Source organism: Bradyrhizobium sp. 14AA (assembly GCF_054185205.1).
Genome location: NZ_JAVAYM010000004.1, coordinates 74,502 through 99,441 on the forward strand (window position 1 = coordinate 74,502; position 24,940 = coordinate 99,441).

23 protein-coding genes are annotated in these 24,940 nt (G+C 64.0%); 10 read left to right on the forward strand and 13 right to left on the reverse strand.

The features are described 5' to 3' along the window. Window positions 1–163 precede the first annotated feature (163 nt). The 3 genes from leuS to holA are packed head-to-tail and all read left to right on the forward strand — an operon-like array spanning window position 164 to window position 4,387. On the forward strand, window positions 164–2,788 hold the full coding sequence (leuS, locus tag RAD15_RS10340; protein ID WP_458176930.1) for a leucine--tRNA ligase: 2,625 nt from the start codon (window positions 164–166) through the stop codon (window positions 2,786–2,788). Beyond that, complete coding sequence (gene lptE / locus RAD15_RS10345; RefSeq protein WP_458176932.1) at window positions 2,775–3,326, forward strand: LPS assembly lipoprotein LptE; 552 nt, start codon at window positions 2,775–2,777, stop codon at window positions 3,324–3,326. Before leuS ends, lptE begins: the two co-directional genes overlap by 14 nt. Window positions 3,327–3,358: 32 nt before the next feature. Next, complete coding sequence (gene holA / locus RAD15_RS10350) at window positions 3,359–4,387, forward strand: DNA polymerase III subunit delta (RefSeq protein WP_458176934.1); 1,029 nt, start codon at window positions 3,359–3,361, stop codon at window positions 4,385–4,387. Between the two features lie 270 nt (window positions 4,388–4,657). Here holA and RAD15_RS10355 read toward each other — a convergent pair whose 3' ends face one another. The 7 genes from RAD15_RS10355 to hemJ form a co-directional block, all read right to left on the reverse strand. Next, entirely contained in the window at window positions 4,658–5,545 is an 888-nt protein-coding gene (locus RAD15_RS10355; RefSeq protein ID WP_458176936.1) for a ParB/RepB/Spo0J family partition protein, read from the reverse strand. A 161-nt stretch (window positions 5,546–5,706) separates the two neighbouring features. Next, window positions 5,707–6,561 carry a ParA family protein gene (locus tag RAD15_RS10360; protein WP_458176938.1) on the reverse strand — a complete coding sequence of 285 codons (855 nt, stop codon included), beginning with the start codon at window positions 6,559–6,561 and terminating at the stop codon, window positions 5,707–5,709. Window positions 6,562–6,588: 27 nt separating this feature from the next. Further along, on the reverse strand, window positions 6,589–7,362 hold the full coding sequence (rsmG, locus tag RAD15_RS10365) for a 16S rRNA (guanine(527)-N(7))-methyltransferase RsmG (RefSeq protein ID WP_458176940.1): 774 nt from the start codon (window positions 7,360–7,362) through the stop codon (window positions 6,589–6,591). Window positions 7,363–7,384: 22 nt separating this feature from the next. Further along, complete coding sequence (gene mnmG / locus RAD15_RS10370; RefSeq protein ID WP_458176942.1) at window positions 7,385–9,265, reverse strand: tRNA uridine-5-carboxymethylaminomethyl(34) synthesis enzyme MnmG; 1,881 nt, start codon at window positions 9,263–9,265, stop codon at window positions 7,385–7,387. 563 nt (window positions 9,266–9,828) lie between these two features. Continuing rightward, window positions 9,829–11,163: a tRNA uridine-5-carboxymethylaminomethyl(34) synthesis GTPase MnmE gene (gene mnmE / locus RAD15_RS10375; protein WP_458176944.1), complete on the reverse strand. Its 1,335-nt coding sequence runs from the start codon at window positions 11,161–11,163 to the stop codon at window positions 9,829–9,831. A gap of 306 nt (window positions 11,164–11,469) precedes the next feature. Continuing rightward, window positions 11,470–12,735: a transcription termination factor Rho gene (gene rho / locus RAD15_RS10380; RefSeq protein ID WP_028133442.1), complete on the reverse strand. Its 1,266-nt coding sequence runs from the start codon at window positions 12,733–12,735 to the stop codon at window positions 11,470–11,472. 247 nt (window positions 12,736–12,982) lie between these two features. Next, on the reverse strand, window positions 12,983–13,417 hold the full coding sequence (gene hemJ / locus RAD15_RS10385) for a protoporphyrinogen oxidase HemJ (RefSeq protein ID WP_458176946.1): 435 nt from the start codon (window positions 13,415–13,417) through the stop codon (window positions 12,983–12,985). A gap of 459 nt (window positions 13,418–13,876) precedes the next feature. Between hemJ and RAD15_RS10390 the strand changes: the two genes are divergently transcribed. The 4 genes from RAD15_RS10390 to dnaQ are packed head-to-tail and all read left to right on the forward strand — an operon-like array spanning window position 13,877 to window position 16,702. Then, complete coding sequence (locus RAD15_RS10390) at window positions 13,877–14,716, forward strand: pyruvate, water dikinase regulatory protein (RefSeq protein WP_458176948.1); 840 nt, start codon at window positions 13,877–13,879, stop codon at window positions 14,714–14,716. A 7-nt stretch (window positions 14,717–14,723) separates the two neighbouring features. Continuing rightward, complete coding sequence (locus RAD15_RS10395) at window positions 14,724–15,332, forward strand: Maf family protein (RefSeq protein WP_458176950.1); 609 nt, start codon at window positions 14,724–14,726, stop codon at window positions 15,330–15,332. Window positions 15,333–15,355: 23 nt separating this feature from the next. After that, window positions 15,356–15,955, forward strand: a complete 600-nt coding sequence (gene coaE / locus RAD15_RS10400) for a dephospho-CoA kinase (RefSeq protein ID WP_458176952.1) — start codon at window positions 15,356–15,358, stop codon at window positions 15,953–15,955. Window positions 15,956–15,985: 30 nt separating this feature from the next. Next, a complete protein-coding gene (gene dnaQ, locus RAD15_RS10405; RefSeq protein WP_458176954.1) occupies window positions 15,986–16,702 on the forward strand; it encodes a DNA polymerase III subunit epsilon in 717 nt (238 codons plus the stop codon). 22 nt (window positions 16,703–16,724) lie between these two features. On the opposite strand, the gene secB is transcribed toward dnaQ, so the two are convergent. Continuing rightward, window positions 16,725–17,210 carry a protein-export chaperone SecB gene (secB, locus tag RAD15_RS10410; protein WP_458176956.1) on the reverse strand — a complete coding sequence of 162 codons (486 nt, stop codon included), beginning with the start codon at window positions 17,208–17,210 and terminating at the stop codon, window positions 16,725–16,727. 402 nt (window positions 17,211–17,612) lie between these two features. Between secB and RAD15_RS10415 the strand changes: the two genes are divergently transcribed. From RAD15_RS10415 to RAD15_RS10425, 3 genes are read left to right on the forward strand one after another with little or no spacing between them, the layout of a single operon-like run. Then, the gene (locus RAD15_RS10415) at window positions 17,613–18,308 is read left to right on the forward strand and encodes a Tim44/TimA family putative adaptor protein (protein ID WP_458176958.1); all 696 of its coding nucleotides are present in this window, start codon (window positions 17,613–17,615) and stop codon (window positions 18,306–18,308) included. Continuing rightward, window positions 18,286–19,827, forward strand: a complete 1,542-nt coding sequence (gene mltA / locus RAD15_RS10420; protein WP_458176960.1) for a murein transglycosylase A — start codon at window positions 18,286–18,288, stop codon at window positions 19,825–19,827. Before RAD15_RS10415 ends, mltA begins: the two co-directional genes overlap by 23 nt. Continuing rightward, entirely contained in the window at window positions 19,824–20,414 is a 591-nt protein-coding gene (locus RAD15_RS10425) for a Smr/MutS family protein (protein ID WP_458176962.1), read from the forward strand. The genes mltA and RAD15_RS10425 overlap by 4 nt, the downstream gene beginning before the upstream one ends. On the opposite strand, the gene RAD15_RS10430 is transcribed toward RAD15_RS10425, so the two are convergent. The 5 genes from RAD15_RS10430 to hslV form a co-directional block, all read right to left on the reverse strand. Continuing rightward, window positions 20,411–21,535 carry a hypothetical protein gene (locus RAD15_RS10430; RefSeq protein WP_458176964.1) on the reverse strand — a complete coding sequence of 375 codons (1,125 nt, stop codon included), beginning with the start codon at window positions 21,533–21,535 and terminating at the stop codon, window positions 20,411–20,413. The two genes, RAD15_RS10425 and RAD15_RS10430, sit on opposite strands and share 4 nt — an antisense overlap. A 174-nt stretch (window positions 21,536–21,709) precedes the next feature. After that, on the reverse strand, window positions 21,710–23,014 hold the full coding sequence (hslU, locus tag RAD15_RS10435) for an ATP-dependent protease ATPase subunit HslU (protein WP_458176966.1): 1,305 nt from the start codon (window positions 23,012–23,014) through the stop codon (window positions 21,710–21,712). A 52-nt stretch (window positions 23,015–23,066) separates the two neighbouring features. Then, the gene (locus RAD15_RS10440; RefSeq protein ID WP_458176968.1) at window positions 23,067–23,699 is read right to left on the reverse strand and encodes a DUF2585 domain-containing protein; all 633 of its coding nucleotides are present in this window, start codon (window positions 23,697–23,699) and stop codon (window positions 23,067–23,069) included. After that, window positions 23,696–24,181 (reverse strand): GNAT family N-acetyltransferase, encoded by a 486-nt coding sequence (locus RAD15_RS10445; RefSeq protein WP_458176970.1) that lies wholly within the window; start codon window positions 24,179–24,181, stop codon window positions 23,696–23,698. The genes RAD15_RS10440 and RAD15_RS10445 overlap by 4 nt, the downstream gene beginning before the upstream one ends. 3 nt (window positions 24,182–24,184) lie before the next feature. Next, the gene (gene hslV / locus RAD15_RS10450) at window positions 24,185–24,745 is read right to left on the reverse strand and encodes an ATP-dependent protease subunit HslV (protein ID WP_458176972.1); all 561 of its coding nucleotides are present in this window, start codon (window positions 24,743–24,745) and stop codon (window positions 24,185–24,187) included. Between the last annotated feature and the right edge of the window lie 195 nt (window positions 24,746–24,940).

Sequence of the window (24,940 nt, forward strand, 5' to 3'; positions counted from 1 at the left end):
CTCGCACCGACCCCTTAATCCCATCCCAATGGCGGCCTCAGTAGTTGTGCGGGGTCGCCCCAAGGGCCCGAGCGGTTGCGGCAACCCATTGACCCCTTGCGGACTTCTATGGCCTAGTCCGCCCTCCTTTAGACGGCCGAACTCACGAAAACCCAACGATTCCATGACCTCCGAACGCTATAACGCCCGCGACGCCGAACCGCGCTGGCAAGCCGCCTGGGACCAGCAGGCGATCTTCGTCTCCAAGAACGACGATTCGCGGCCGAAATACTATGTGCTGGAGATGTTCCCCTATCCGTCCGGGCGCATCCATATCGGCCATGTCCGGAACTATACGCTCGGCGACGTGCTGGCCCGCTTCATGCGCGCCAAGGGGTTCAACGTACTGCACCCGATGGGCTGGGACGCCTTCGGCCTGCCGGCCGAGAACGCCGCCATCGAGCGCAAGGTCGCGCCGAAGGCCTGGACCTACGACAACATCGCCGCGATGAAGAAGCAGCTCCGCTCGATCGGGCTGTCGCTGGATTGGTCACGCGAATTCGCGACCTGCGACCCCAGCTACTACAAGCATCAGCAGAAGATGTTCCTGGACATGCTCGCCGCCGGCCTCGCCGAGCGCGAGAAGCGCAAGCTCAACTGGGATCCGGTCGACATGACCGTGCTCGCCAACGAGCAGGTGATCGACGGCCGCGGCTGGCGCTCCGGCGCCGTTGTCGAGCAACGGGAAATGAGCCAGTGGGTCTTCAAGATCACGAAGTATTCGCAGGAGCTGCTGTCGGCGCTTGATGGGCTCGATCGCTGGCCCGACAAGGTGCGGCTGATGCAGCGCAACTGGATCGGCCGGTCGGAGGGCCTGCTGATCCGCTTCGCGCTGGACGCGGCGACGACGCCGGCCGGCGAGAGCGAGCTGAAGATCTTCACGACCCGCCCGGACACGCTGTTCGGCGCGAAGTTCATGGCGATCTCATCGGATCATCCGCTCGCGCAGGCCGCCGCCGCGAAGAACCCGAAACTTGCGGAGTTCATCGCCGACATCAAGAAGATCGGCACCGCGCAGGAGATCATCGACACCGCGGAGAAGCAGGGTTTCGACACCGGCATCCGCGCGGTTCACCCGTTCGATCCGTCCTGGAAGCTGCCGGTCTATGTCGCCAACTTCGTGCTAATGGAATACGGCACCGGCGCGATCTTCGGCTGTCCCGCGCACGACCAGCGCGATCTCGACTTCGTCAACAAGTACAATCTCGGCAACACGCCGGTGGTGTGTCCCGAGGGCCAGGATCCGAAGACGTTCGTCATCACCGACACCGCCTATGACGGTGACGGCCGCATGATCAATTCGCGCTTCCTCGACGGCATGACCATCGACCAGGCCAAGGAGGACGTGGCCAAGCGTCTCGAGGCCGAGCTGCGCGGCAACGCACCGGTCGGCGAGCGTCAGGTGAACTTCCGCCTGCGCGACTGGGGTATTTCGCGCCAGCGCTATTGGGGCTGCCCGATTCCGGTGATCCACTGCCCGAAGTGCGACGTGGTGCCGGTGCCGGATGCCGACCTGCCTGTGGTGCTGCCGGAGGATGTGAGCTTCGACAAGCCGGGCAACGCGCTCGATCATCACCCGACCTGGAAGCACGTCACGTGTCCCAAGTGCGGTGGCAAGGCGCAGCGCGAGACCGACACCATGGACACCTTCGTGGATTCGTCCTGGTACTTTGCGCGCTTCACTGACCCCTGGAACGAGAATGCGCCGACGACGCCGGCGGTCGCCAACCGCATGCTGCCGGTCGACCAGTATATCGGCGGCGTCGAGCACGCGATCCTGCATCTGCTCTACAGCCGCTTCTTCACCCGCGCGATGAAGGCGACCGGGCACATCGCGCTGGACGAGCCGTTCGCCGGCATGTTCACGCAGGGCATGGTGGTGCACGAGACCTACCAGAAAGCCGATGACACCTGGGTGCAGCCGGCCGAAGTGAAGGTCGAAGGCACCGGCAATGACCGCCGCGCGACGCTGCTTGCGACCGGCGAAGACATCAGGATCGGCCCGATCGAGAAGATGTCGAAGTCGAAGAAGAACACGGTCGATCCCGACGACATCATCCAGACCTACGGCGCCGACGTTGCCCGCTGGTTCATGCTGTCGGACTCCCCGCCCGACCGCGACGTGATCTGGAGCGACGAGCGCGTCCAGGGTGCCTCGCGCTTCGTGCAGCGGCTGTGGCGGCTGGTGAATGATTCCGCGGAACTCGGCAAGACTGCGCCGGTGGCCCGGCCGGCTTCATTCGGCGCGGATGCGACCACCTTGCGGAAGGCCGCCCATGGCGCGCTGGACAAGGTCACCACCGGTATCGAGCGGCTGCACTTCAACGTCTGCCTCGCCCATATCCGCGAATTCGCCAACACGTTCTCGGAGGTGCTCCAGCGCCCCGGCCAGCCGCCCGCAGACCTCGCCTGGGCAATCCGGGAGGCCGGCCAGATCCTGGTCCAGCTGTTCTCCCCGATGATGCCGCATCTGGCCGAGGAGTGCTGGCAGGTTCTGGGCCACAGCGGGCTGGTTTCGGAGGCCAATTGGCCGCAAATCGAACGCGATTTGCTGGTTGAAGACAGCGTGACGCTGGTGGTCCAGGTCAACGGCAAGAAGCGGGGTGAGGTCACAGTTGCAACAGCGGCCCAGAATCCGGAAATCGAGGCTGCCGTTTTGGCGCTCGATGCGGTAAAGCTGGCCCTGGACGGCAAGCCCGTCCGCAAGGTGATCATCGTCCCCAAGAGGATCGTGAATGTTGTCGGCTAGGATCCGAATCGCAGCCCGCTTGCTGGCGGTTGCCGCTCTGGCGGCGCTGACGGCCGGCTGCTTCCAGCCGATGTATGCCGAGCGTGGCGACGGCACTCCCGGCCTGCGCGAGAAGCTGATGGGGGTCGAGCTGCCCCCGATCAGCAAGGCCAACGCCTCGCGCGAAGCCCGCGTCGGCGTCGAGGTCCGCAATGCCCTGGCCTTCAAGCTTTACGGCACCGCGACGGGCATGCCGCCGACCCACCGTCTGGAGATCCGCTTCACCTCCAGCCGCTCGTCCCTGATCGTCGATCCCAATACCGCCCTGCCGAGCAGCGAAAACTACGGCATCGACGCCCAGTACAATCTTGTCGAGGTCGTGACCAACAAGTCGGTGATGACCGGCACCACGTTCTCACGCGTGTCCTACGACATGCCCGGCTCCTATCAGCGCTTCTCCCGCAACCGGGCAGTGCGCGACGCCGAGGATCGTGCCGCCAACGAGATCGCGGAAAACATCGCGACCCGCCTCGCCTCGTTCTTCACCGCCGGCACGTAATTCATTCCCTTCATTCCGGAGCAGTGGGCCCGATGGTCGCGCTACGCGGAAAAGAGATCGACGCCTTCCTCGCCCGTCCCGATGCGGGCCGTCCGATCATCCTGCTGTACGGTCCCGACGCCGGCCTCGTGCGCGAACGCGCCGATGCGCTGATCGCCTCCGCCGTCGACGATCCCAACGATCCCTTCTCGCTGGTCAAGCTCGACGGCGACGAGCTCTCCGGCGAGCCGTCGCGCCTGGTCGACGAGGCCATGACGGTGCCGCTGTTCGGCGGCCGTCGTGCCATCCGCATTCGCGCGGGGTCGCGCAGCTTTGCCAGCGGTGTCGATACGCTGGCGGAGATGTCGGTGAAAGATTGCCGCGTCGTGATCGAGGCCGGCGAGCTGCGCCCGGAATCGCCGCTGCGAAAAGCCTGCGAGAAGGCCAAGACAGCCGTGGTTATCGGTTGCTATCCGGACACCGAGCGCGACCTCGCAAAACTGATGGAAGACGAGCTGCGCATCGCGAATTTGCGCATCGCGCAGGACGCCCGCGCGGCGCTGATGTCGTTCCTCGGCGGCGACCGCCAGGCCTCACGCAACGAGCTGCGCAAGCTGACACTCTATGCCCATGGCAAAGGCGAGATCACGCTGGATGACGTGATGTCCGTGGTCGCCGACGCATCCGAGCTGAAGCTCGATCCGATCGTCGACGGCGCCTTCGCCGGCCGGCCCGACATCGTCGAGACCGAATTCGCCAAGGCCATGATCGCCGGCACCTATCCCGGCGTGATCATCTCCGCCGCACAGCGGCAGGCCGCATGGCTGCACAAATCGGCGCTGGCGATCGCCGACGGCCAGCCTGCCTCCGCCGTGCTCGACGGCGGCTATCCGCGTCTGCATTTTTCACGAAAGCCGGCGGTGGAAACGGCGCTGCGCAATTTCAGCGTGGCGCGGCTCGCCGCGATCATCGAGCAGCTCGCAACCGCCGCGCTCGATACCCGCAAGCAATCGACGCTCGCCGCCGCGATCGCCCAGCGCACGCTGATGGCCATTGCCGCGAATGCGAAGCGGCGGGGATAGTCCTCCCGTTCTCACCACGTCATTGCGAGCGCAGCGAAGCAATCCAGAATCTTTCCGCGGAGGGACTCCGGATTGCTTCGCTACGCTCGCAATAACGATCTTGGTGCAGACGCCCGCCAAATACTCAGCCGTCGTCCTGGCGGAAGCCAGGACCCGTTACCCCAGCGAGGAGTTTGGCGAAGACTGGTCGTTCGGGATTAGCAGCCCACGCACTCGAGAGATCACGCGGTATGGGTCCTGGCTTTCGCCAGGACGACACCGAGGTGTAGGCTAGAGATTGCCCTTCGCGAGCCGCTTCATCACCTCGTCCAGCTGATCGAGGTTGCGGTAGTTGATCTGGACGGAGCCGCCGGGATCGCGATGATTGACGGTGACCTTGAGGCCGAGCGCATCGCTGACGCGCTTTTCGAGATCGATCGTGTCGGGGTCCTTTTCCTTGCCTCCGGTCGCGCGCGCCTTCTGCGGCTTGCGCTCCGGCACGCCTTCTTCATGCGCCAATGCCTCGGCCTGGCGGACGTTGAGGCCCTCCTCGACGATGCGCTTGGCGGCCGTGAGCGGATCGGGCACGCCGATCAGCGCGCGGGCGTGACCGGCCGTCAGCTCGCCGCTCGTGATCAAGGCCTGCACCTCGGCCGGCAGCTTTGTCAGCCGCATCATGTTGGCGATGTGGCTGCGGCTCTTGCCGACAACCTTTGCGATGTCGTCCTGGCTGCGTTTGAACTCATTGGCGAGCGCGTGATAGCCCTGCGCCTCTTCCATCGGATTGAGGTCTTCGCGCTGCACGTTCTCGACGATCGCGAATTCCAGCGCATCGCTGTCGCTGATGTCGACCGGAACGATCGGCACTTCGTGCAGACCGGCGATCTGCGAGGCGCGCCAGCGCCGTTCGCCGGCGATGATCTCGTAGCGGTCCTGCGCGCCCTTCACCGGACGCACCACGATCGGCTGGATCACGCCGTGCTGCTTGATCGAATCGCTGAGCTCCTTGAGCTCGATTTCCGAAAAGGTGCGGCGCGGATTGCGCGGATTGGCCTTGATGAACTCGATCGGCACCTTGCGCTGCGCGCGCGGCCGATCGACGTGCTGAGCCTCGCCGCCGACGTCACCGATCAGACTTGCAAGACCCCGGCCCAGTCGCGAACGCGCTTCGTCGGCCATCGCCAGCTCCCTTGGATTCACGGTGCAGCACTCCAGAACTGAATTTCGAATCGTAGATCGTAGGGTGGGTTAGCGCAGCGTAACCCACCATTGTTTCGTTCGAGGTGGCAGAATTGGTGGGTTACGCCTTCGGCTAACCCACCCTACGCACCGGTGTTGGATCAATGCGTAACGCGCAGCTCGCGCTCGCGCTGAATCACTTCGGTGGCGAGCCGCAGGTAAGCTTCGCTGCCGACGCATTTGAGATCATAGACCAGCACCGGCTTGCCGTAGGACGGCGCTTCGGAGATGCGCACGTTGCGCGGGATCATGGTCTTGTAGACCTTCTCGCCCATGAACTGCCGGACGTCGGCGACGACCTGGTTCGAGAGGTTGTTGCGCGAGTCGAACATGGTCAGCACGATGCCGTGGATCGACAGGTTCGGATTGAGCGTCGAGCGCACCTGCTCCACCGTCTGCAGCAATTGCGACAAACCTTCGAGCGCGAAGAACTCGCACTGCAGCGGCACCAGGATCGCATCGGACGCGGCCATCGCGTTCACCGTGAGCAGGTTGAGCGAGGGCGGGCAATCGATCAGCACATAGGTGTAGTCGGCATCCGGCGAGACGTTGTTGTTGAGCGCGCCGATCGCATCGCGCAGCTTGAAGGCGCGGCCGGGCGTGGTGCCGAGCTCGAGCTCGAGGCCGGAGAGGTCCATGGTCGAGGGCGCGATGTGCAGCCGGGGCACCGCGGTCGAGACCACGGCTTCACGCAGCGGGGCTTCACCGATCAGCACGTCATAGGTCGAGCAGGAGCGGTTGCGACGATCGATGCCGAGGCCGGTCGAGGCGTTGCCCTGCGGATCGAGATCGACGATCAGGACGCGTTCGCCGATCGCCGCGAGTGCGGTACCGAGGTTGATCGCTGTGGTTGTTTTTCCCACACCGCCCTTCTGATTCGCCAGCGCCAGGATGCGCGGATGGCCATGCGGGACCTCGGCGGTCTGTTCTTGTTGCGGCTCGTCAATCACGCTCATCGAAATTCCCCACTCCCCCTGAACGCCTCACCCGCGCCGTTCGGCGGCACCGAGCTCCACGATCCAACCGTCACCGGTGCGGCTCCGATGGAGCTGAGGCCGAATATTCCAATATTTAGCGGCTTCGGTCAATTCAGCCTCTACATCTTGACCCTTGAGAAATAGCGCCTTTGCGCCCTGGCGCATCAGCGGCTCCGCAAAGCCGATGAGTTGATGTAGCGGAGCCAGTGCGCGCGCGGTGACGCAATCGACGGGGCCGGTGATTCTATCCACATTATCCCCGATCTCAGCGAGATGTACGACTCCCGGAGAGGTGGTGACGCGAATCGCTTCGCGCAAAAATGCGGCCTTCTTGGCGATGCGCTCGACGAGATGGACGCTGGCGCCCGGCGTGCCGGCCATGACACAGGCCAGGACGACACCGGGAAAACCGCCGCCGCTACCAAGGTCGGCCCAGCGCTTTGCGCCAGGGGCAAGATCGACGAGCTGAAGCGAATCGGCGATGTGGCGGGTCCAGAGATGCGGCAGGGTCGAGGGCGCGACCAGATTGGTCTTGGCTTGCCACTCCCGCAGCAGCGCGATGTAGCGATCGAGCCGCGCTTCCGTTTCATGTGAAACGGGCGCGAGCTTCAGCGCGGCTTTCTTGTCGGCAGCGATGATGGAGTCGAGCGCCTGGTCGTTGGCGCTGGCTTTGTCGATCTTCGGTTTACTCGGCGCCGGCTCGGATCGTCGCACAGTGCCCTCACCTGTTCCGGGTCGTCGCGTTAGCGGTCTGTCTCCGCCCGGTCCGCGCTGTTTCACGTGAAACGCCTATGCGATTGGCTTATGCGATTGCTTTGGAGGTCTTCCGTGCCTCGCGGCGGAGATAGGCCGCGAGGATGCCGAGCGCCGCCGGCGTCATGCCATCGATCCGGCCGGCCTGGCCGACGGTGAACGGCCGCGCCTTCTCCAGCTTGGCACGGACCTCGTTGGAGAGACCGGGGACCTGCTGGTAGTCGACGTCTGACAGCACCATCCCCTCGTCGCGCCGGAAGGCTTCAACGTCGGCGCTCTGGCGCTCCAGATAGACATCGTACTTCGCATCGATCTCGAGATGGGTGGCGATGATGGGGTCGATGGCGGACAGCTCCGGCCAGATAGCGCGGACCTGGCTCCAGCCGATATCGGGATAGGCCATCAGCTCGAAGGCCGACCGGCGCTGGCCATCCCGGTTCAGCGACAGTCCGTGCTTGATCGCCTCGTTCGGGGTGATGGTCAGGGACTTCGAGAGCGCCCGGGCGGCGTTCAAGGCATCCATCTTGGTGCGATGGTGCTGGGTCCGGGCACTGCCGACACAGCCCAGAGCGATCCCCTTCTCGGTCAGGCGCTGATCGGCATTATCGGCCCGCAGCGTCAGCCGGTATTCGGCCCGCGAAGTGAACATCCGATAGGGCTCGCTGATCCCGCGGGTCACGAGGTCGTCGATCATCACACCGAGATAGCCGTCGGCACGGTCGAACACGGTCAGTGCGGCCCCGCTCGCAGCCAGTGCCGCGTTCAGGCCGGCCACGATGCCCTGCCCGGCGGCTTCTTCATAGCCAGTGGTGCCATTGATCTGCCCGGCCAGGAACAGACCGCGCAGGCGCTTGGTCTGCAGGGTCGGATCGAGCTCCCGGGGATCGATGTGGTCGTATTCGATGGCATAGCCCGGGCGGACCATCTTCACCCGCTCCAGACCAGGGATGCTGGCGAGGATCGCGAGCTGAACCTCCTCAGGCAGCGAGGTCGAGATGCCGTTGGGATAGACCGTGCTGTCGTCGAGCCCCTCCGGCTCCAGGAAGATCTGGTGGCCGTCGCGATCGCCGAAGCGGACGATCTTGTCCTCGATCGAGGGACAATAGCGCGGTCCGGAGCTCTTGATCTGGCCGGAGTACATCGGAGAGCGATGGACGTTCGCCCGGATCACCTCATGGGTCGCAGACGTCGTCCGGGTGATCCCGCACTGGATCTGCGGGGTCGTGATCCGCTCGGTCATGACCGAGAACGGCTCCGGCGGCTCGTCGCCGGGCTGCATTTCGACCGCCGACCAGTCGATCGTGGTGCCGTCCAAACGCGGCGGAGTGCCGGTCTTGAGCCGTCCGAGGGTGAAGCCGGCGCGCTCGAAGGAGCTGGAAAGACCCATTGCAGGCGCCTCACCGACCCGTCCGGCGGGCCAATTCTTCTCACCGAGATGGATCAGACCGCGCAGGAAGGTCCCGGTGGTGACAACGATAGCCCCTGCGCGAAGCTCCCGGCCGTCCGCCAGGCGCAGCCCGGTCACCCGTCCCTCGACCACGATCAGCTCGTCAGCCTCGCCTTCGATGACGGAGAGACCCTCAGTCTCCCGGATCGCGGCTTGCATCGCCGCCGCATAGAGCTTCCGATCCGCCTGGGCCCGGGGACCACGGACAGCGGGGCCCTTGCGGCGGTTGAGAACGCGGAACTGGATGCCGCCGGCATCGCCCACCCGGCCCATCAGACCATCGAGGGCATCGACCTCGCGGACCAGATGGCCCTTGCCGAGCCCCCCGATGGCGGGATTGCAGGACATCGCGCCGACGGTGGAGAAACGGTGCGTCACCAGAGCGGTCGTCGCACCCATCCGGGCAGCAGCAGCCGCGGCTTCACAGCCGGCATGACCGCCGCCAATCACGATGACGTCGAAGCTCTCTCGCTCTGTTCGCATGAGCGGACTTCTATCTCAGCGACGGGAAAGCCGGAAGTAGAAACTGGTGAAGCGGATGTTTCACGTGAAACAGGGCGGGTGCCGGGGCCTCGAATACAGTTTCGCGAAAACAACCCCATGCACAGTAGAACGGGCGTTGTTCGGACTGCTGTTTCACGTGAAACGAAAATAGGTCCGGGGATGCGAGGGTGACCTCGGTGCCGTCACACCGCCAGACTGGAGATCAATGGAAAGCGGGAACCGCACGCCGCGCGCCATTGCGAGCGTAGCGAAGCAATCCAGGATGCCTCTGCGGAGGGATTCTGGATTGCTTCGTCGCAAGGGCTCCTCGCAATGGCGAGATTGAAAGGTGGGTCCACAAAACTCTCATCGCCCGTCAGTATCAGACCACGCGACCGAACCGCCGGGGCTGAAACCGGAAAATCAAGCCGCTGTCTCTCGTGAAACATACCGGGACGGACAAGCTGGTGTTTCACGTGAAACGGACCAGAACCATCTCATTGCTGTTTCGCGTGAAACGCAAACAATGGAGCAAGCGCTAGTTCTAGACTGAAGAACTAGCGCTACTTTCCGATACAGAATTTCTGGAAAATCGCCCCGAGGACGTCCTCGACGTCCACCCGGCCCAGTAGCCGGCCCAGGGCATAAGCGGCAGCGCGCAGCTCTTCGGCGGCCAGCTCTTCGCCGTCTTCTACAAGTTCCAGACTCCGGCGCAAGCTGTCTGACGCGCGGTTCAACAGGTCCCGCTGGCGGGCCCGGGTCACTACAGCACCCTCACTGCCGCCGAAGAACTCGGCCGCAAATTTCACGAGGGCCTCGACCAGCTCGGGGATGCCATCGCCCCGGCTCGCCGAGATCCCGAACTCGCCGCTTTGATCGGCCGCCCCGATCCCGCCGACATCGATCTTGTTGCGCACGATCCAGATCGAGCCGCCGGACTTCAGCGACCGCATCGCATCGGGATCGACGGCTTGCTCCCCCTCCACCAGCCACAGCACGAGGTCGGCGTCCTCGGCCCGGGCTCGCGCGCGGCGCACGCCCTCCTGCTCGACCGGATCATCCGTCTCGCGAATGCCGGCGGTGTCGATGACCGTGACGGGATAGCCATCGAGATCGAGCTGGACCTCGATCACGTCGCGCGTCGTGCCGGCATGCGGCGAGACGATCGCGACCTCGCGGCGCGCAAGCTGATTCATCAGCGTCGACTTGCCGACGTTCGGCTCGCCCGCGATCGCAACCACCAGGCCGTCACGCAGCCGTTCAGAATGTCCCTGTGCCGCAAGGACTTTTGTGATTTCGTCATGCAGGGCCTTGATCGCCTTCACCGCCGGCGCCCTCAGCTCCGCCGGCACATCGCCCTCATCGGAAAAATCGATGCCGGCTTCGATCAGCGCCGAGGCCTCGATGATGCGCTCGCGCCAGTCGCGCGCGCGGTCCCCGAGCAGGCCCTGCAACTGGCGCAGCGCCTGGCGACGCTGGCGATCGGTGTCGGCGTGGATGAGATCGTCGAGGCCCTCGGCTTCGGTGAGGTCGAGCTTGCCGTTCTCGAAGGCGCGCCGCGTGAACTCGCCCGGCTCGGCCGTGCGCGTATTCTGAATTACCGAAATATCAGCAAGAAGCGCGCCCAGCACCGCCCGGCCGCCATGGACGTGAAATTCGGCGATATCCTCGCCGGTCGCGCTGCCCGGCCCCGGAAACCAGAGCACGACCGCATCGTCGATCGGCTGGCCCAAGGCGTCGCGGAGCAGCCGGCGGCTCGCCTGCCGCGGCGCCGGCAGCTTCCCCGCGAGCGTCGTCAGGACCAGGCTGGCCTGCGAGCCCGACACCCGCACCACGGCGATCGCACTCGGCGCCCGGCCGGACGACAGCGCAAAGATGGTCTGGTCTCGCGGATGCATGGCCTATTTGTCCGGCTGGCGTCGAAAAGGCAAACGGCCCCCGTGGCGGCCCCTATTTTGCTGCGCTCCGGCCCGCAGCAGTATCCTTATTGCAGTGCAATATGAGCGTGGCGTTTTGCTGCAAAGCCGCCTCAGTCCCCCGGACGACCAGTAATCAAAGTCAAGTATTCGATAGAGATATCAATATCTTCCTAAAGACCGGGATGTGCTTTGCGGCCGCTCGTCATGCTGCACCTTCGCTGCAACAAACCCGCACAACCAAAAAGGGCGCCCGAAGGCGCCCTTTGAATTCTTGCTGCACCGCACTCAGGTGTTCATGGAGTCGAAGAACTCCGAATTGCTCTTGGTCGAGCGCAGCTTGTCGAGCAGGAAGTCGATCGCGTCCATCGTGCCCATCGGATTGAGGATGCGGCGGAGGACGTACATCTTCTTGAGCACCTGCGGATCGGTGATGAGCTCCTCCTTGCGGGTGCCGGAGCGGGAGATGTCGATCGCCGGGAAGGTGCGCTTGTCCGAGACCTTGCGGTCCAGGATCAGTTCCGAGTTACCGGTGCCCTTGAACTCTTCGAAGATGACTTCGTCCATGCGGCTGCCGGTATCGACCAGCGCGGTCGCGATGATGGTCAGCGAGCCGCCCTCCTCGATGTTACGGGCGGCACCGAAGAAGCGCTTCGGGCGCTGCAGCGCGTTGGCGTCGACACCGCCGGTCAGCACCTTGCCGGATGACGGCACCACGGTGTTGTAGGCGCGGCCGAGGCGGGTGATCGAATCGAGCAGGATCACGACGTCGCGGCCATGCTCGACCAGACGCTTGGCCTTCTCGATCACCATCTCGGCGACCTGGACGTGGCGCACCGCCGGCTCGTCGAAGGTCGAGGACACGACCTCGCCCTTCACCGAGCGCTGCATGTCCGTGACTTCTTCCGGACGCTCGTCGATCAGCAGCACGATCAAATAGCATTCGGGGTGATTGTGCGTGATCGAATGCGCGATGTTCTGCATCAGCACGGTTTTACCCGTGCGCGGCGGCGCGACGATCAGCGCGCGCTGGCCCTTGCCGATCGGCGCGACGATGTCGATCACGCGTGCGGAGAGGTCTTTCCGCGTCGGATCGTCGATTTCCATGCGGAAACGCTGATTCGGAAACAGAGGCGTGAGGTTGTCGAAATTGACCTTGTGCTTGGCCTTTTCCGGGTCCTCGAAATTGAGCGTGTTGACCTTCAGCAGCGCAAAATAGCGTTCGCCCTCTTTCGGGCTGCGGATATGGCCTTCGATGGTGTCGCCGGTGCGCAGGCCGAAGCGGCGGATCTGCGAGGGCGAAACGTAGATGTCGTCCGGACCCGGCAGATAATTGGCATCGGGCGAGCGGAGGAAGCCGAAGCCGTCGGAGAGCACCTCGACGACGCCCTCACCGACGATATCCGTCTCGGCGAGCGCAAGCTGCTTGAGGATGGCGAACAGCAGCTCCTGCTTGCGCATCGTGCTGGCGTTCTCGACCCCATGCTCTTCCGCGAACGAGACGAGCTCGGCCGGCGTCTTTGACTTGAGGTCCTGAAGTTTAATTTCCCGCATTGGGGTGGTCCTGTGGGGTAACCTTGGGAGGGGTGCGAGGAGGCTCTGAAATGCGGACGTGAGAAGATAAGGTCCGCAGGTCTGGCAAGGAGAGTGCCGGTAGGGGCTTCAAACCTGATGCGGTGTCCGGCCTCTGGAAAGCTCAGACACAACCACATCCGCCTGCGTTGGGTGGGATATCGCTAATATAGAAAATCGCTCCATGCTCCGCAAGCCGAAGCGCTGAGCGATTCGTCACGGGCCTTGCCTAGAACGGCTTCACGATCACCATGATCACGATGAAAATCATCAGAGCAGTCGGCACCTCATTGATTATTCGATAGAATTTCTGAGTTCGGGGGCGCCGGTCGGCAGCGAAGTCCTTCAGCCAGCGCGAAAAAAAGCCGTGGACCGCAGACATAGCCAGGACCAGTGCCAGTTTTACGTGCAGCCAGCCGGAGGCGAACCAATGGCCCGACCAGGCGAGATAGAGACCGGCCAGCCAGGTCACGATCATGGCGGGGTTGATGATCGCCTTGAACAGCCGGCGCTCCATGATCTTGAACGTTTCGGACTGCTTCGAGCCGATTTCAGCCTCGCAATGATAGACGAACAGCCGCGGCAGATAGAGCATGCCCGCCATCCAGGAGATGACGGCGATCACGTGCAGCGCCTTGATCCAGTGATAGACGTCGTCGAACATTTTCTGCGCCCGCATTTCCGCCCAGCGCAGGGAACGCTGGGGATAGTAAGAACTCGTTAAGGTCTTACCCTGCACACATATCCGTCCGTAGCGCCTTCCTCAAATCTAGAATCTTAGATTCTTAAGGTTTGAGTCTATGTGACCGTGGATTGGACTCACGCAATTCCGTCCGCGCGTTCACCCGCGCTTGTTCACATCCATCAACATATCCCTGATAGCTCCGGCGACTTGCGATAAGTCGGCCAGCTTCAAGGGCTTGCGCGCTTCTGTCGGCAGCTTATCAAGGGGGTTGTCCGCGCAATCCCGTTTCCGTGGCGCGAGGGCGCCAGACTTGTCCTGACGGGCAGCAGTGTGAAGAAAATTGGCACTTGTCCCGCCCCTGGTGTCGCACAACCCTTTCCGAGGGGTTAAGGTCCACAGAAATCCACACGCCACCCCGCCTTCATCCAAAGAGTTTTTGTGCCCACCTCGAACAATTATTTCCATCTGCACCTCGTCTCCGACTCCACCGGCGAGACGCTGATCACGGTCGCACGCGCCGTCGCCGCGCAATACGCCAACGTGACCCCGGTCGAGCACGTCTATCCGCTGGTGCGCAGCCAGAAGCAGCTCGATCGCGTGCTCGACGAGATCGAGGAAGCACCGGGGATCGTGCTGTTTACGCTGCTGGAGAAGGATCTGGTTTCGCGGCTCGAGGACAAGTGCAAGGGGATCAACGTTCCGAGCCTGTCGATCATCGGGCCGGTGATGCAGTTGTTCGAGGCCTATCTTGGCGCTGCGACCACGGGACGCGTTGGCGCCCAGCACGTCCTCAACGCGGAATATTTCAAGCGCATCGATGCGCTCAACTACACGATGATCCATGACGACGGTCAGCACGTCGAAGGCCTCGACGATGCAGACGTCGTGCTCGTCGGTGTGTCACGAACGTCGAAGACGCCGACGTCGATTTATCTCGCCAATCGCGGCATCCGCACCGCCAACGTGCCGCTGGTGCCCGGCATTCCGGTGCCGGAGCAATTGGGGAAGCTGACGCGGCCACTGGTCGTAAGCCTTCATGCGACACCGGAACGGCTGATCCAGATTCGCCAGAACCGCCTGCTTTCCATGGGTGCGGAGTCCGGCAGCGAGACCTACACCGACAGGCAGTCGGTCACCGAGGAAGTCGCGTTTGCGCGCAAGCTCAGCGCCAAGCATGACTGGCCGCTGCTCGATGTCACGCGGCGCTCGATCGAGGAAACCGCCGCGGCGATCATGAAGCTCTACACCGACCGCCAGCGCAACCGTCCCTCGGAATAGTCTCGCGATGGGTCTGTGGCTCGGCAAATCTCCGTTGATCCTGGCCTCGCAGAGCAGCGCGCGCAAAATGCTGCTGGCCAATGCCGGGCTGGAGTTCAAGGCGATTACGGCGGATATCGACGAGCGTGGCATTCAGGCTGCGTCGAAGCTTTCGAACCCGCGCGACATCGGTCTGTTGCTGGCGCGCGAGAAGGCCAAAGCCGTCTCGGCGCATCATCCCGGGAGCTATGTGATCGGGGCCGATCAGACGCTGGCCCTTGGGAACCGTCTCTTCAACAAGCCCGTCGGCCGTGCGCAGGCGCTGGCGCAATTGCGCGATCTCGCCGGCCAGAGCCATGAGCTGAGCTCCGCCGTGGCCGTGGCGCACGACGGCAAGATTGTCTTCGAGGATGTCTCGGTGGCCCGCATGACCATGCGGCCGATGACCGAGGCCGAGCTTTCGGCCTATCTCGACGCCGCCGGCGATACCGTCACCACCAGCGTCGGCGCCTATCGGCTCGAAAGCCTCGGCATCCATCTGTTCGAGCGCATCGAGGGCGACCACTTCACCATTCTCGGCCTGCCGCTGCTGCCGCTGCTTGCGTTCCTGCGGCGCGAGCGGCTAGTTGCGGTGTGAATGACAGAGATGGCTGTGGCTTGATGCGGATCCTCGGACTGACCGGCTCGATCGGGATGGGCAAATCCACCACCGCGAAATTGTTCGCGGAGGCCGGTGTTCCCGTCTACGACGCCGATGCCGCCGTCCATCAGCTCTATGAGGGCGAGGCAGCCCCCGCGATCGAGGCCGCCTTTCCCGGGACCACCGCGAACGGCAAGGTGGACCGGCCAAAACTCTCCGCGCGCGTGGTGCATGATCCCGCCGCCATCAAGCAGCTCGAGCAGATCGTCCACCCGATGCTCGGCGAATCCCGGAAAAAATTCTTCGCCGATGCGGAAGCTGCCGGCGCGCCGGTCGTGGTGCTGGACATTCCGCTGCTGTTCGAGACCGGCGGCGAGAAGCGAATGGATGCCGTGGTCGTGGTCTCGACGTCGCCGGAACTGCAGCGCGAGCGGGTGCTGGCGCGCGGCACGATGGACGAGGCAAAACTCGACGCCATCATTGCCAAGCAGACGCCGGACGCCGAGAAGCGCAAGCGGGCCGATTTCGTGGTGGATACGTCACACGGACTTGAGCCCGTGCGCGCCCAGATCGCGCACATCCTGGCCGAGGTCGTTAAGATGCCGCAGCGGCGGGCCTGATTCGCCGCCCCCACACGGCGTCTTAAAATCATGCGTGAAATCGTTCTCGACACCGAAACCACCGGCCTCGATCCGCTCCGTGGCGATCGTCTGGTCGAAATCGGCTGCGTCGAGGTCTTCAATCGCATGCCGACGGGACAGACGTACCACGTCTATATCAACCCCGAGCGGGACATGCCGGCGGAAGCCTTTGCGGTGCACGGACTGTCGGCGGAATTCCTGTCGACCAAGCCGCTGTTCCACGAGGTCGCCGATGCGTTTCTGGAATTCATCGGCGACGCGCCGCTGGTGATCCACAACGCCTCGTTCGACATCGGCTTCATCAATGCCGAGCTCGACAAGATCAAGCGTGCGGCGATCCCGCGTGAGCGGCTGGTCGACACGCTGCTGTTGGCGCGGCGCAAGCATCCCGGCGTGTCGAACCGGCTCGACGATCTCTGCTCGCGTTATTCGATCGACAATTCACACCGCACCAAGCACGGCGCGCTGCTCGACGCCGAACTGCTCGCGGAAGTCTATGTCGATCTGGTCGGGGCGCGGCAGTCGCAGCTGCTTCTGGCTTCGGAAGCCGAGGACATCAGAGTCAATGCAGCTGGCGACGCGCCGCGGCGGCAGCGGTCCGTGCCGCTCGCGCCGCGGGTTTCCGATGCCGAGCGCGAGGCCCATCGGGCCTTCATCGCGACGCTCGGCGACAAGGCGATCTGGAACGAGTTTTTGCCCGCTCCAGCGGCCCCTCCGGCTGGTTAGGCCTGTCAGTTAGGCTTTGTAGTTAGGCCTGGCCGGCCTGACCCTGGGCGGCCATTTGCCGCTCCATGTTCTGGCGATAGAGACCGACGAAATCGACCGGGTCCAACATCAGGGGCGGGAACCCGCCGTCGCGCACGGCCGTGGCAATGATCTCGCGGGCGAACGGGAACAGCAGGCGCGGGCACTCGATCATGACCAGCGGATGCAGGTTCTCCTTCGGCACGTTCGCGATGCGGAACACGCCGGCATAGGCGAGCTCGAACGAGAACATGATCTTACCGGCGGTCTCGGCCTTGCCTTCGACCGACAACGTCACCTCGAACTCCTGTTCGCTGAGGTTGTTGGCGCTGACATTGATCTGGATGTTGATCTGGGGAGGCTGGCTTTGCTGCTGGAGCGAGCCCGGCGCGTTCGGATTTTCGAACGACAGGTCCTTGGTATATTGCGCCAGCACGTTGAGCTGGGGAGCCTGGGCCGCCTCGGGAGGGGTGCCGTTACCGTTGGTCATCTGAGTGTCTCCTTACCCGATTGGGGCTGAATTTCGCGGCGGTTGGCTAACATAGGGCCACCTCGTTCCACAAGGACGAACGGTCCCGGATGGCGGATTCGGGCCGCGCCCGCAACTGTGACGTTTACCCCGCCCTTTATTCGAAATCGCGGCTTAAACGATTGAAGATGCGCGATTTCCGGGCAGGATCGGGTTTCCCCTTAAGCATAAAACGCGCTACACTGGATGCTGTGCCAAAAGGCGCCATTGGCCGGGCAAGATTTCGTGCCTACATCCCACGGACCTGACGCGGCGGACCTAACATGGTGATGTAGACTTGCCGTTCCCGTACGGAACGGTCTACTGGCCGGATTGATTTTCCCGGCGACGACCCCAAAGCAAAGACCAGAAAGCGAATACGACGTGGACATCTACACCATCATCTTCCTGGCGCTGGCGGTCTTCATCTTCCTGAGGCTGCGCAGCGTGCTGGGGCAGCGCACGGGTAACGAACGGCCGCCGTTCGACCGCAACGCGCTCCAGGGCGCCCAGGAGAAGAACGTCGTGACCATGCCGGGCAAGGTGATCGACCAGGCCCCGCTGGCGCCCACGGCCGAGCCGACCCCGCCCTCCGACCGCTGGAAGGGCCTGACCGAGCCGGGCACTGCGCTGGCGCAGGGCCTCGATGCCATCGTCGACAAGGACTCCACCTTCGATCCGCGCCATTTCATCTCGGGCGCCCGCGGCGCCTACGAGATGATCGTGCTCGCCTTTGCCAATGGCGACCGCCGCGCGCTGCGCGACCTCCTGTCCGCCGAGGTCTATGAAAGCTTCGACGCCGCGATCAAGGAGCGCGAGAAGAACGAGCAGAAGACCGAGACGCGCTTCGTCTCGATCGACAAGGCCGAGCTGGTCGGCGCCGAGCTGCGCGACCGCACCGCCCAGCTCACGATCCGCTTCGTCTCGCAGATGATCTCGGCCACCCGCGACAAGGCCGGCAACATCGTCGACGGCAGTGCCGACACGGTCGCCGACATCACCGACATCTGGACTTTCGCCCGCGACACCACCTCTCGCGATCCGAACTGGAAGCTGGTTGGCACCGGAAGCGCGAATTAAGGGTTTCCTGAAGAATAGCGCGGCGGCGCTTTGCGCAAGTGTCGTCGCGCTATCGTCGTTTTCGCTGGGCGCCGAGGCGGCGCGGCGTCACTATCGCAACCATCACCACCACGCCCCGGCATTGCCGGCGATCCCCCCGCGGGCCCTGCCCTATCCGCAGCTTCTGCTGCCGTTCGAAATCCCCGGCGCGCAATATCTGCCGCTGGCCTGGGTGGACGTGAAGGGCTGGAGCGACGACGATCATCTCGCCGCCTACAAGACCTTTCGCGCCAGCTGCCGCACCATCAATGCACAGGCCGGCGCGCCTGAGCCGAAGGCCGAATCCAAAGCACTTGGCGCATCACTGAGCGAACCCTGCCGGGCCGCCAAATCGCTCGAGCTCACCGACGACGCCAGGGCCAAGACTTTCTTCGAGGAGAATTTTGCGCCGCTGCGCATCTCGCGTCTCGGCGAGCCCGACGGGTTCGTCACCGGCTATTACGAGCCGGTGCTGGAGGGATCGCGCACCCAGACCGACGTCTTCAACGTTCCGGTCTATCGACGCCCCTCGAACCTGTTCGTGCGCGGCTACAAGCAGGATTCGGTCAGCCTGCCCAACAAGGGCCCGGTCTATCGCAAGATCGGCCGCCGCAAGCTGGTGCCCTATTACGATCGCGGCGAGATCGAGGACGGCAAGATCGCCGGCCGCGGGCTGGAGATAGCCTGGCTGAAGGACCCGACCGATCTGCTGTTCGCGCAGATCCAGGGCTCGGCGCGGATCAAGTTCGACGACGGCGGCACGGTCCGGCTCAATTACGACGCCTATAACGGCTATCCCTACACGGCCGTCGGGCGCATCCTGATCGAGCGCGGCATCATTCCGAAGGAAGAGATGTCGATGCAGAAGATCAGGGAGTGGATGGCGCAGAACCCTGATGGTGCCAAGGAGCTGCGCCGCCAGAACCGCGCCTACATCTTCTTCCGCGAGGTCAATCTGTCCGACAAGGAAGAGGCGGTCGGCGCGCAAGGGATTCCGCTCACGGCCGGCCGCTCGATCGCCGTCGACAAGGCACTGCATGTCTACGGCACGCCGTTCTTCATCGAAGGCGAGCTGCCGATCGATTCCGAGCGGTCGAAGACGCCGTTCCATCGGCTGATGATCGCGCAGGACACCGGTTCGGCCATCATTGGACCTGCGCGCGCCGATCTCTACTTCGGCGCCGGTCAGGAGGCCGGCCGCGTCTCCGGGCGGCTGCGTCACCCCATGCATTTTGTGATGCTGGTGCCGAAAGGCCTCGATCCCGCCGTGCGCGCTGCGAGGTTGCCCGTGCCGGATCCGCGGCCCTCGGAAAAGATCGCAAAGCTGTTTCCGCAGACCGATCCCGGCAAGACGGGCACGCCTGCTGCAGCCGCGACGCCAGGCAAGAACGAAACGGTTGCCATTGCCGGCCCCGTTCCGCTACCGGTGCCGCGTCCCGTGATCGAGCCGGTTCAAGAGCCGCGTCGGCCGGTGAAGAATCGTTCCCATCGGCAGCAATGAAGCGATCGTCCCGTCCGCCCGTGCTGGAGCCTCGTCCCTTGCCGCGTCGCCGCGCGCTGAGCGAGGAGGAGCGCGAGCTCTGGGATCTCGTCGCAAGGCAGGTCAAGCCGCTCCGGAAGCATCGCGCGGCGAAGACGCGTGCCGCGCCGCGTGCCGAGCCGTCGCCGGCAGCGACCGCCACGCGGCCCGCGTCATCGCCCCGGCCGGTTGCCGCGGCGCCGGCGCCGCGTGTCGCCAAGCCGTCCGTCCCGCCTTTGGCACCGCTCGGCAAGCGCGAGCGCACAAAACTGTCGCGCGGGCGCAGCGAGATCGAGGCGCGGCTCGATCTGCACGGCATGACCCAGATGCGCGCTCATCGTGCCCTGACCGGCTTCCTGCACCGCGCCCATCACGACGGCCTGACCTTCGTGCTCGTCATCACCGGCAAGGGACGGAGCGGCGGCGAAAGCGGCGTGCTGCGTCGCCAGGTGCCGGAATGGCTGAGCCTGCCGGAATTCCGCGCCTTCGTCGTCGGCTTCGAGACCGCGCATATCGGCCATGGCGGCGAGGGCGCGCTGTATGTCCGGATCAGGCGGGCGAGGTTTTAGAACGGCCGCACGATTCCGACGCGCGGGATCAGTGTGACGATCACGCCGAAGATATTGGTCTTCCGATCCTCCGCCGGAATGAGCGGCGCGTCCCGTCCGGCGGGCAGCATCTTCACCGCATGCAGGATCAGGACCATGCAGACCGCCCAGTTCGAGATCCAGCGCGAATAGTCGAACACCATTGCGAACATCACGAGATAGGCGAGGCTGATTCCGATCAACGTTGCGATCACGAGACGCCGGTGCATCTCGCTGGCGAGCGCGCCGATCAGGTTCGCGAAATAGCGCCACAGCGGCGTGTGCAGCCAGATCAGCAGTGCGAACACGGGCACGCCGAGGATGTTGTGCGGCAGGCGGCCCCAGGTGTCCGAAATCTCCTTCGCCAGCGGCTGGTACCAGATGTAGCCGAATTGCAAGAGATCGGTCCGCGAGGGGTCGGCCATTCGCGTCTTCAGATACGCGACGAAATCCGCCTCCGGGATCGGCATCGTTCCCAGGAATTGTGCCGCGAAGAACAGTGCCGAGACGATGGCGAATGCGATGACGCCGAATGCGATGTTGGACCGGTTGTAGCCATAAGTCAGATAGTGCCTGATCACGACGATGGTGATGATGGTCGGCACATACATCAAGAGATGGATGTGATGGATCAGCACGAGAACGATCGAGAACAGCGCGGCCAAAGCCACGAACAGAAGCGAGCCCGCCGGCATCAGCAGCAGGATGATCGCCAGCGCGCAGCCATAGATGTCGAAATGGCCGAGCGTGTGCATGAAATTCTTCAGGAAGAACGGCGAGCCCGCGATGAAGACGAACAGTGGCAGCGTCGTCGCGGTGAAGCCGAACGTCTTCTGGAACAGTCTTGCGTACAGCCCGAGCGTTACCAGCCAGGTCGCGCCGCCGAGCGCGAACACGGCCCACACCGGCACCTTGGCCGTGAACAGCGCGACGATCGCCCCGATCAGCGCGCGCTTGATGAAGCCGAAATGGTAGTCGACGAGGAGGTGGATGTAGGGGACGTAAGGCGGCAGCTGGATCTTGTGGATGAACACGCCGACGATGATTGCGGCGTTGATCGCGAGCAGCAGCCGCCAGGGGCTTTGCTGGATGCTAGCGGGCAAGCGGCACCCGGCGCGCATCCAACGTCGTCCCGGCGAAAGCCGGGACCCATACCCACGAATGTTTGCTATGAGCCAAGGCTAGGGCCGCAATCTTTTCTAACAAGAAACCGCTGGGGTAATGGGTCCTGGCTTTCGCCAGGACGACGGCTTCCTAGATAGCGCGGCAGCCCAAAATCACAAAATGAACCGGCTCAGATCCGCGTTCTTGGCGAGGTCGCCGACATGCTTCTGCACGAAGTCGGCATCGACCCGGACGGTCTCGCCGCTGCGGTCGGGGGCCGTGAAGGAGATTTCGTCCAGCACCCGCTCCATCACGGTCTGAAGCCGCCGTGCGCCGATGTTCTCGACCGTGGAGTTCACGGCCACCGCGACGTCAGCGAGCGCGTCGATGGCGCTGTCGGTGATGTCGAGCGTCACGCCCTCGGTCTGCATCAAGGCGACATATTGCTTGATCAGCGAGGCCTCTGGTTCGGTCAGGATGCGCCGCATGTCGTTGCGGGTCAGCGCCTGCAATTCGACGCGGATCGGCAGGCGGCCCTGCAATTCCGGCAGCAGGTCGGACGGCTTGGCGACGTGGAAAGCGCCGGACGCGATGAACAGGATGTGGTCGGTCTTCACCGCGCCGTGCTTGGTCGAGACCGTGGTGCCTTCGATCAGCGGCAGCAGATCGCGCTGCACGCCTTCGCGCGAGACGTCCCCGGCGGCACGGCCTTCGCGCGCGCAGATCTTGTCGATCTCGTCCAGGAACACGATGCCGTTGTTCTCGACCGCGCTGATCGCCTCCAGCGTCAGCTGGTCGGTGTCCAGCAGCTTGTCGGATTCCTCGTTGACGAGGATCTCGTGCGAGCCTTCCACCGTCAGCCGCCGCGTCTTGCTGCGGCCGCCGAGCTTGCCGAAGATGTCGCCGATCGAGATCGCGCCCATCTGCGCGCCGGGCATGCCCGGGATTTCGAACATCGGCATGCCGCTGCCGGACGATTGCGTCTCGACCTCGATTTCCTTGTCGTTCAATTCGCCGGCGCGCAGCTTCTTGCGGAAGGATTCCCGCGTCGCCGCGCTGGCATTGGCGCCGACCAGCGCATCGAGCACGCGTTCCTCGGCGGCGAGCTGCGCCCGCGCCTGTACGTCCTTGCGCTTCTTCTCGCGCACCTGGGCGATCGCGACCTCGACGAGATCGCGCACGATCTGCTCGACGTCGCGGCCGACATAGCCGACCTCGGTGAACTTGGTGGCTTCCACCTTCAGGAACGGAGCATTCGCGAGCCTGGCGAGCCGCCGCGCGATCTCCGTCTTGCCGACGCCGGTGGGGCCGATCATCAGGATGTTCTTCGGCAGCACCTCTTCGCGCAGGGAGCCTTCGAGCTGCTGCCGGCGCCATCGATTGCGCAGGGCGATCGAGACGGCGCGCTTGGCATCAGCCTGGCCGACGATGAAGCGGTCGAGTTCGGAAACGATTTCGCGGGGAGAGAAGTCTGTCATGGGACCTTAGCTAGGATCAGATGCGGGCCGGGACAAGCCGCTTTTTCAACCGTCAGATGATGGGCGGACCGGATTGCCATTGTTTCACGGCCTCGATCGGATGGATCAGCATCAGGATATTCAGCGTCAGATTGTCGCGAATATGCAACGCCAGCATGATCTCGAAGCCGAGCCCGAGCAGGACGGTCACCGTCACGGGCAGCACGCGCGCGGCGAGGAACCCCAGCATCATGGCCAGATTGTCAGAGACCGAGTTGACGATGCTGTCGCCGAAATAGTCCAGCGAGATCGTGCCGGCGCGGTAGCGCTCGATGATGAAGGGTGAGTTCTCGACGATCTCCCAGGCGCCTTCGATCAGCATGGCGATGATCAGCCGTGCCGGCCAGGATAAACTTGGAAGAGAGAGCTGCAGCAATGGCAGCCGCGCGAACAGCAGCCAGGTCAGGCCATAGAACAGGAAGCCGTGCAGGATGTGCGAGAAGGTGTACCAGTCCGCGATGTGCTGCGAATTCTCCGAGCTGTTCACCACGCCATGCCAGAGCTTGACGTAACCGCAGGTGCAGATCGGCACCCGTCCCATCGCGAACAGGATGGAGGCCTGCAGCGCCAATAGCAGCAGCGCGATGCCGACCCAGGCGAGCGGTGGAAATGCGATCTTGCTTTGTTGCGCGCTGGTCAACGTCACGGCTCACGCACCATCAACAGTGCCGCTCCGTCTGGAGTCTCGACCACGCGGTCGCGGACAAAGCCCGCCTTCTCATAGGCGCGCACGGCACGCGCGTTGAGTGGATCGGGATCGGTGACGATGCGCGGCAGGCCGTTTCGCAACTGCGCATCGACGAATTGGCGGATGAACGCCGAGCCATGGTCGCGTGCGATCATGTCGCCGTCGCCGATGAACTGGTCGATTCCACGCGTGCCCTCCGGTTGCGGCCCCAAGCCCGTATTCCAGGCGGTCAGGCTGTAGCACTGAAGATAGCCGAAGGGGCGATCCGCGGCCAACACGATGAACTGGTCCATCGCCGGTTCAATGAGGTCGCCGCTCACGAGCGCAAGCTGCTCGTCCGGATCGCCCCACCATTCCCGGACATGTGCCTCACCCAGCCACCGCCGGATCAGCGGCAAATCGGCCGCGGTCATCGGGCGGAAGCCGTAGGAAGGTGCCATGCTCTAGTCGGTCGCCAGGCTCTCGATGGTCAGGTTGCGGTTGGTGTAGACGCAGATATCGGCGGCGATGTCGAGGGAGCGCCGGACGATGGTCTCGGCGTCCTTGTCGGTGTCGAGCAGGGCCCGCGCCGCTGCCAGAGCGTAGTTGCCGCCGGAGCCGATCGCCATGACGCCGGCCTCGGGCTCGAGCACGTCGCCGGTGCCTGTCAGCACCAGGGAGACATCCTTGTCGGCCACGATCATCATGGCCTCCAGCCGCCGCAGATAGCGGTCGGTGCGCCAGTCCTTGGCGAGCTCCACCGCGGCCCGGGTCAGCTGCCCCGGATATTGCTCGAGCTTGGCTTCCAACCGCTCAAACAGCGTGAAGGCGTCGGCGGTCGCGCCGGCAAAGCCGCCGATGACGTCGCCCTTGCCGAGCTTGCGGACCTTTTTGGCGTTGGACTTGATCACGGTCTGGCCGATCGAGACCTGGCCATCGCCGCCGACCACCACCTTGCCGCCCTTGCGGACCGTCAAAATCGTGGTGCCGTGCCAGCCCGGCGAGCTGTTCTGGGAATCCTGCATGAAGTACCTCGTTGTCCGGCCTGATTTAGGCGGTCGGGGGCAAGGGGACAACCGGGGCACAACGGGCCGCTCCGGCCCCAATTCGCTCACCATAGGTGGAAGTGCCGCCCAGCCAAGGCGATCCCGCGGTAGCGAAGGCGTCATTTGGCTGTTAAAAGACCGGCGTTTTCGGCCCCGAGCCAGGATGAGAGCTAG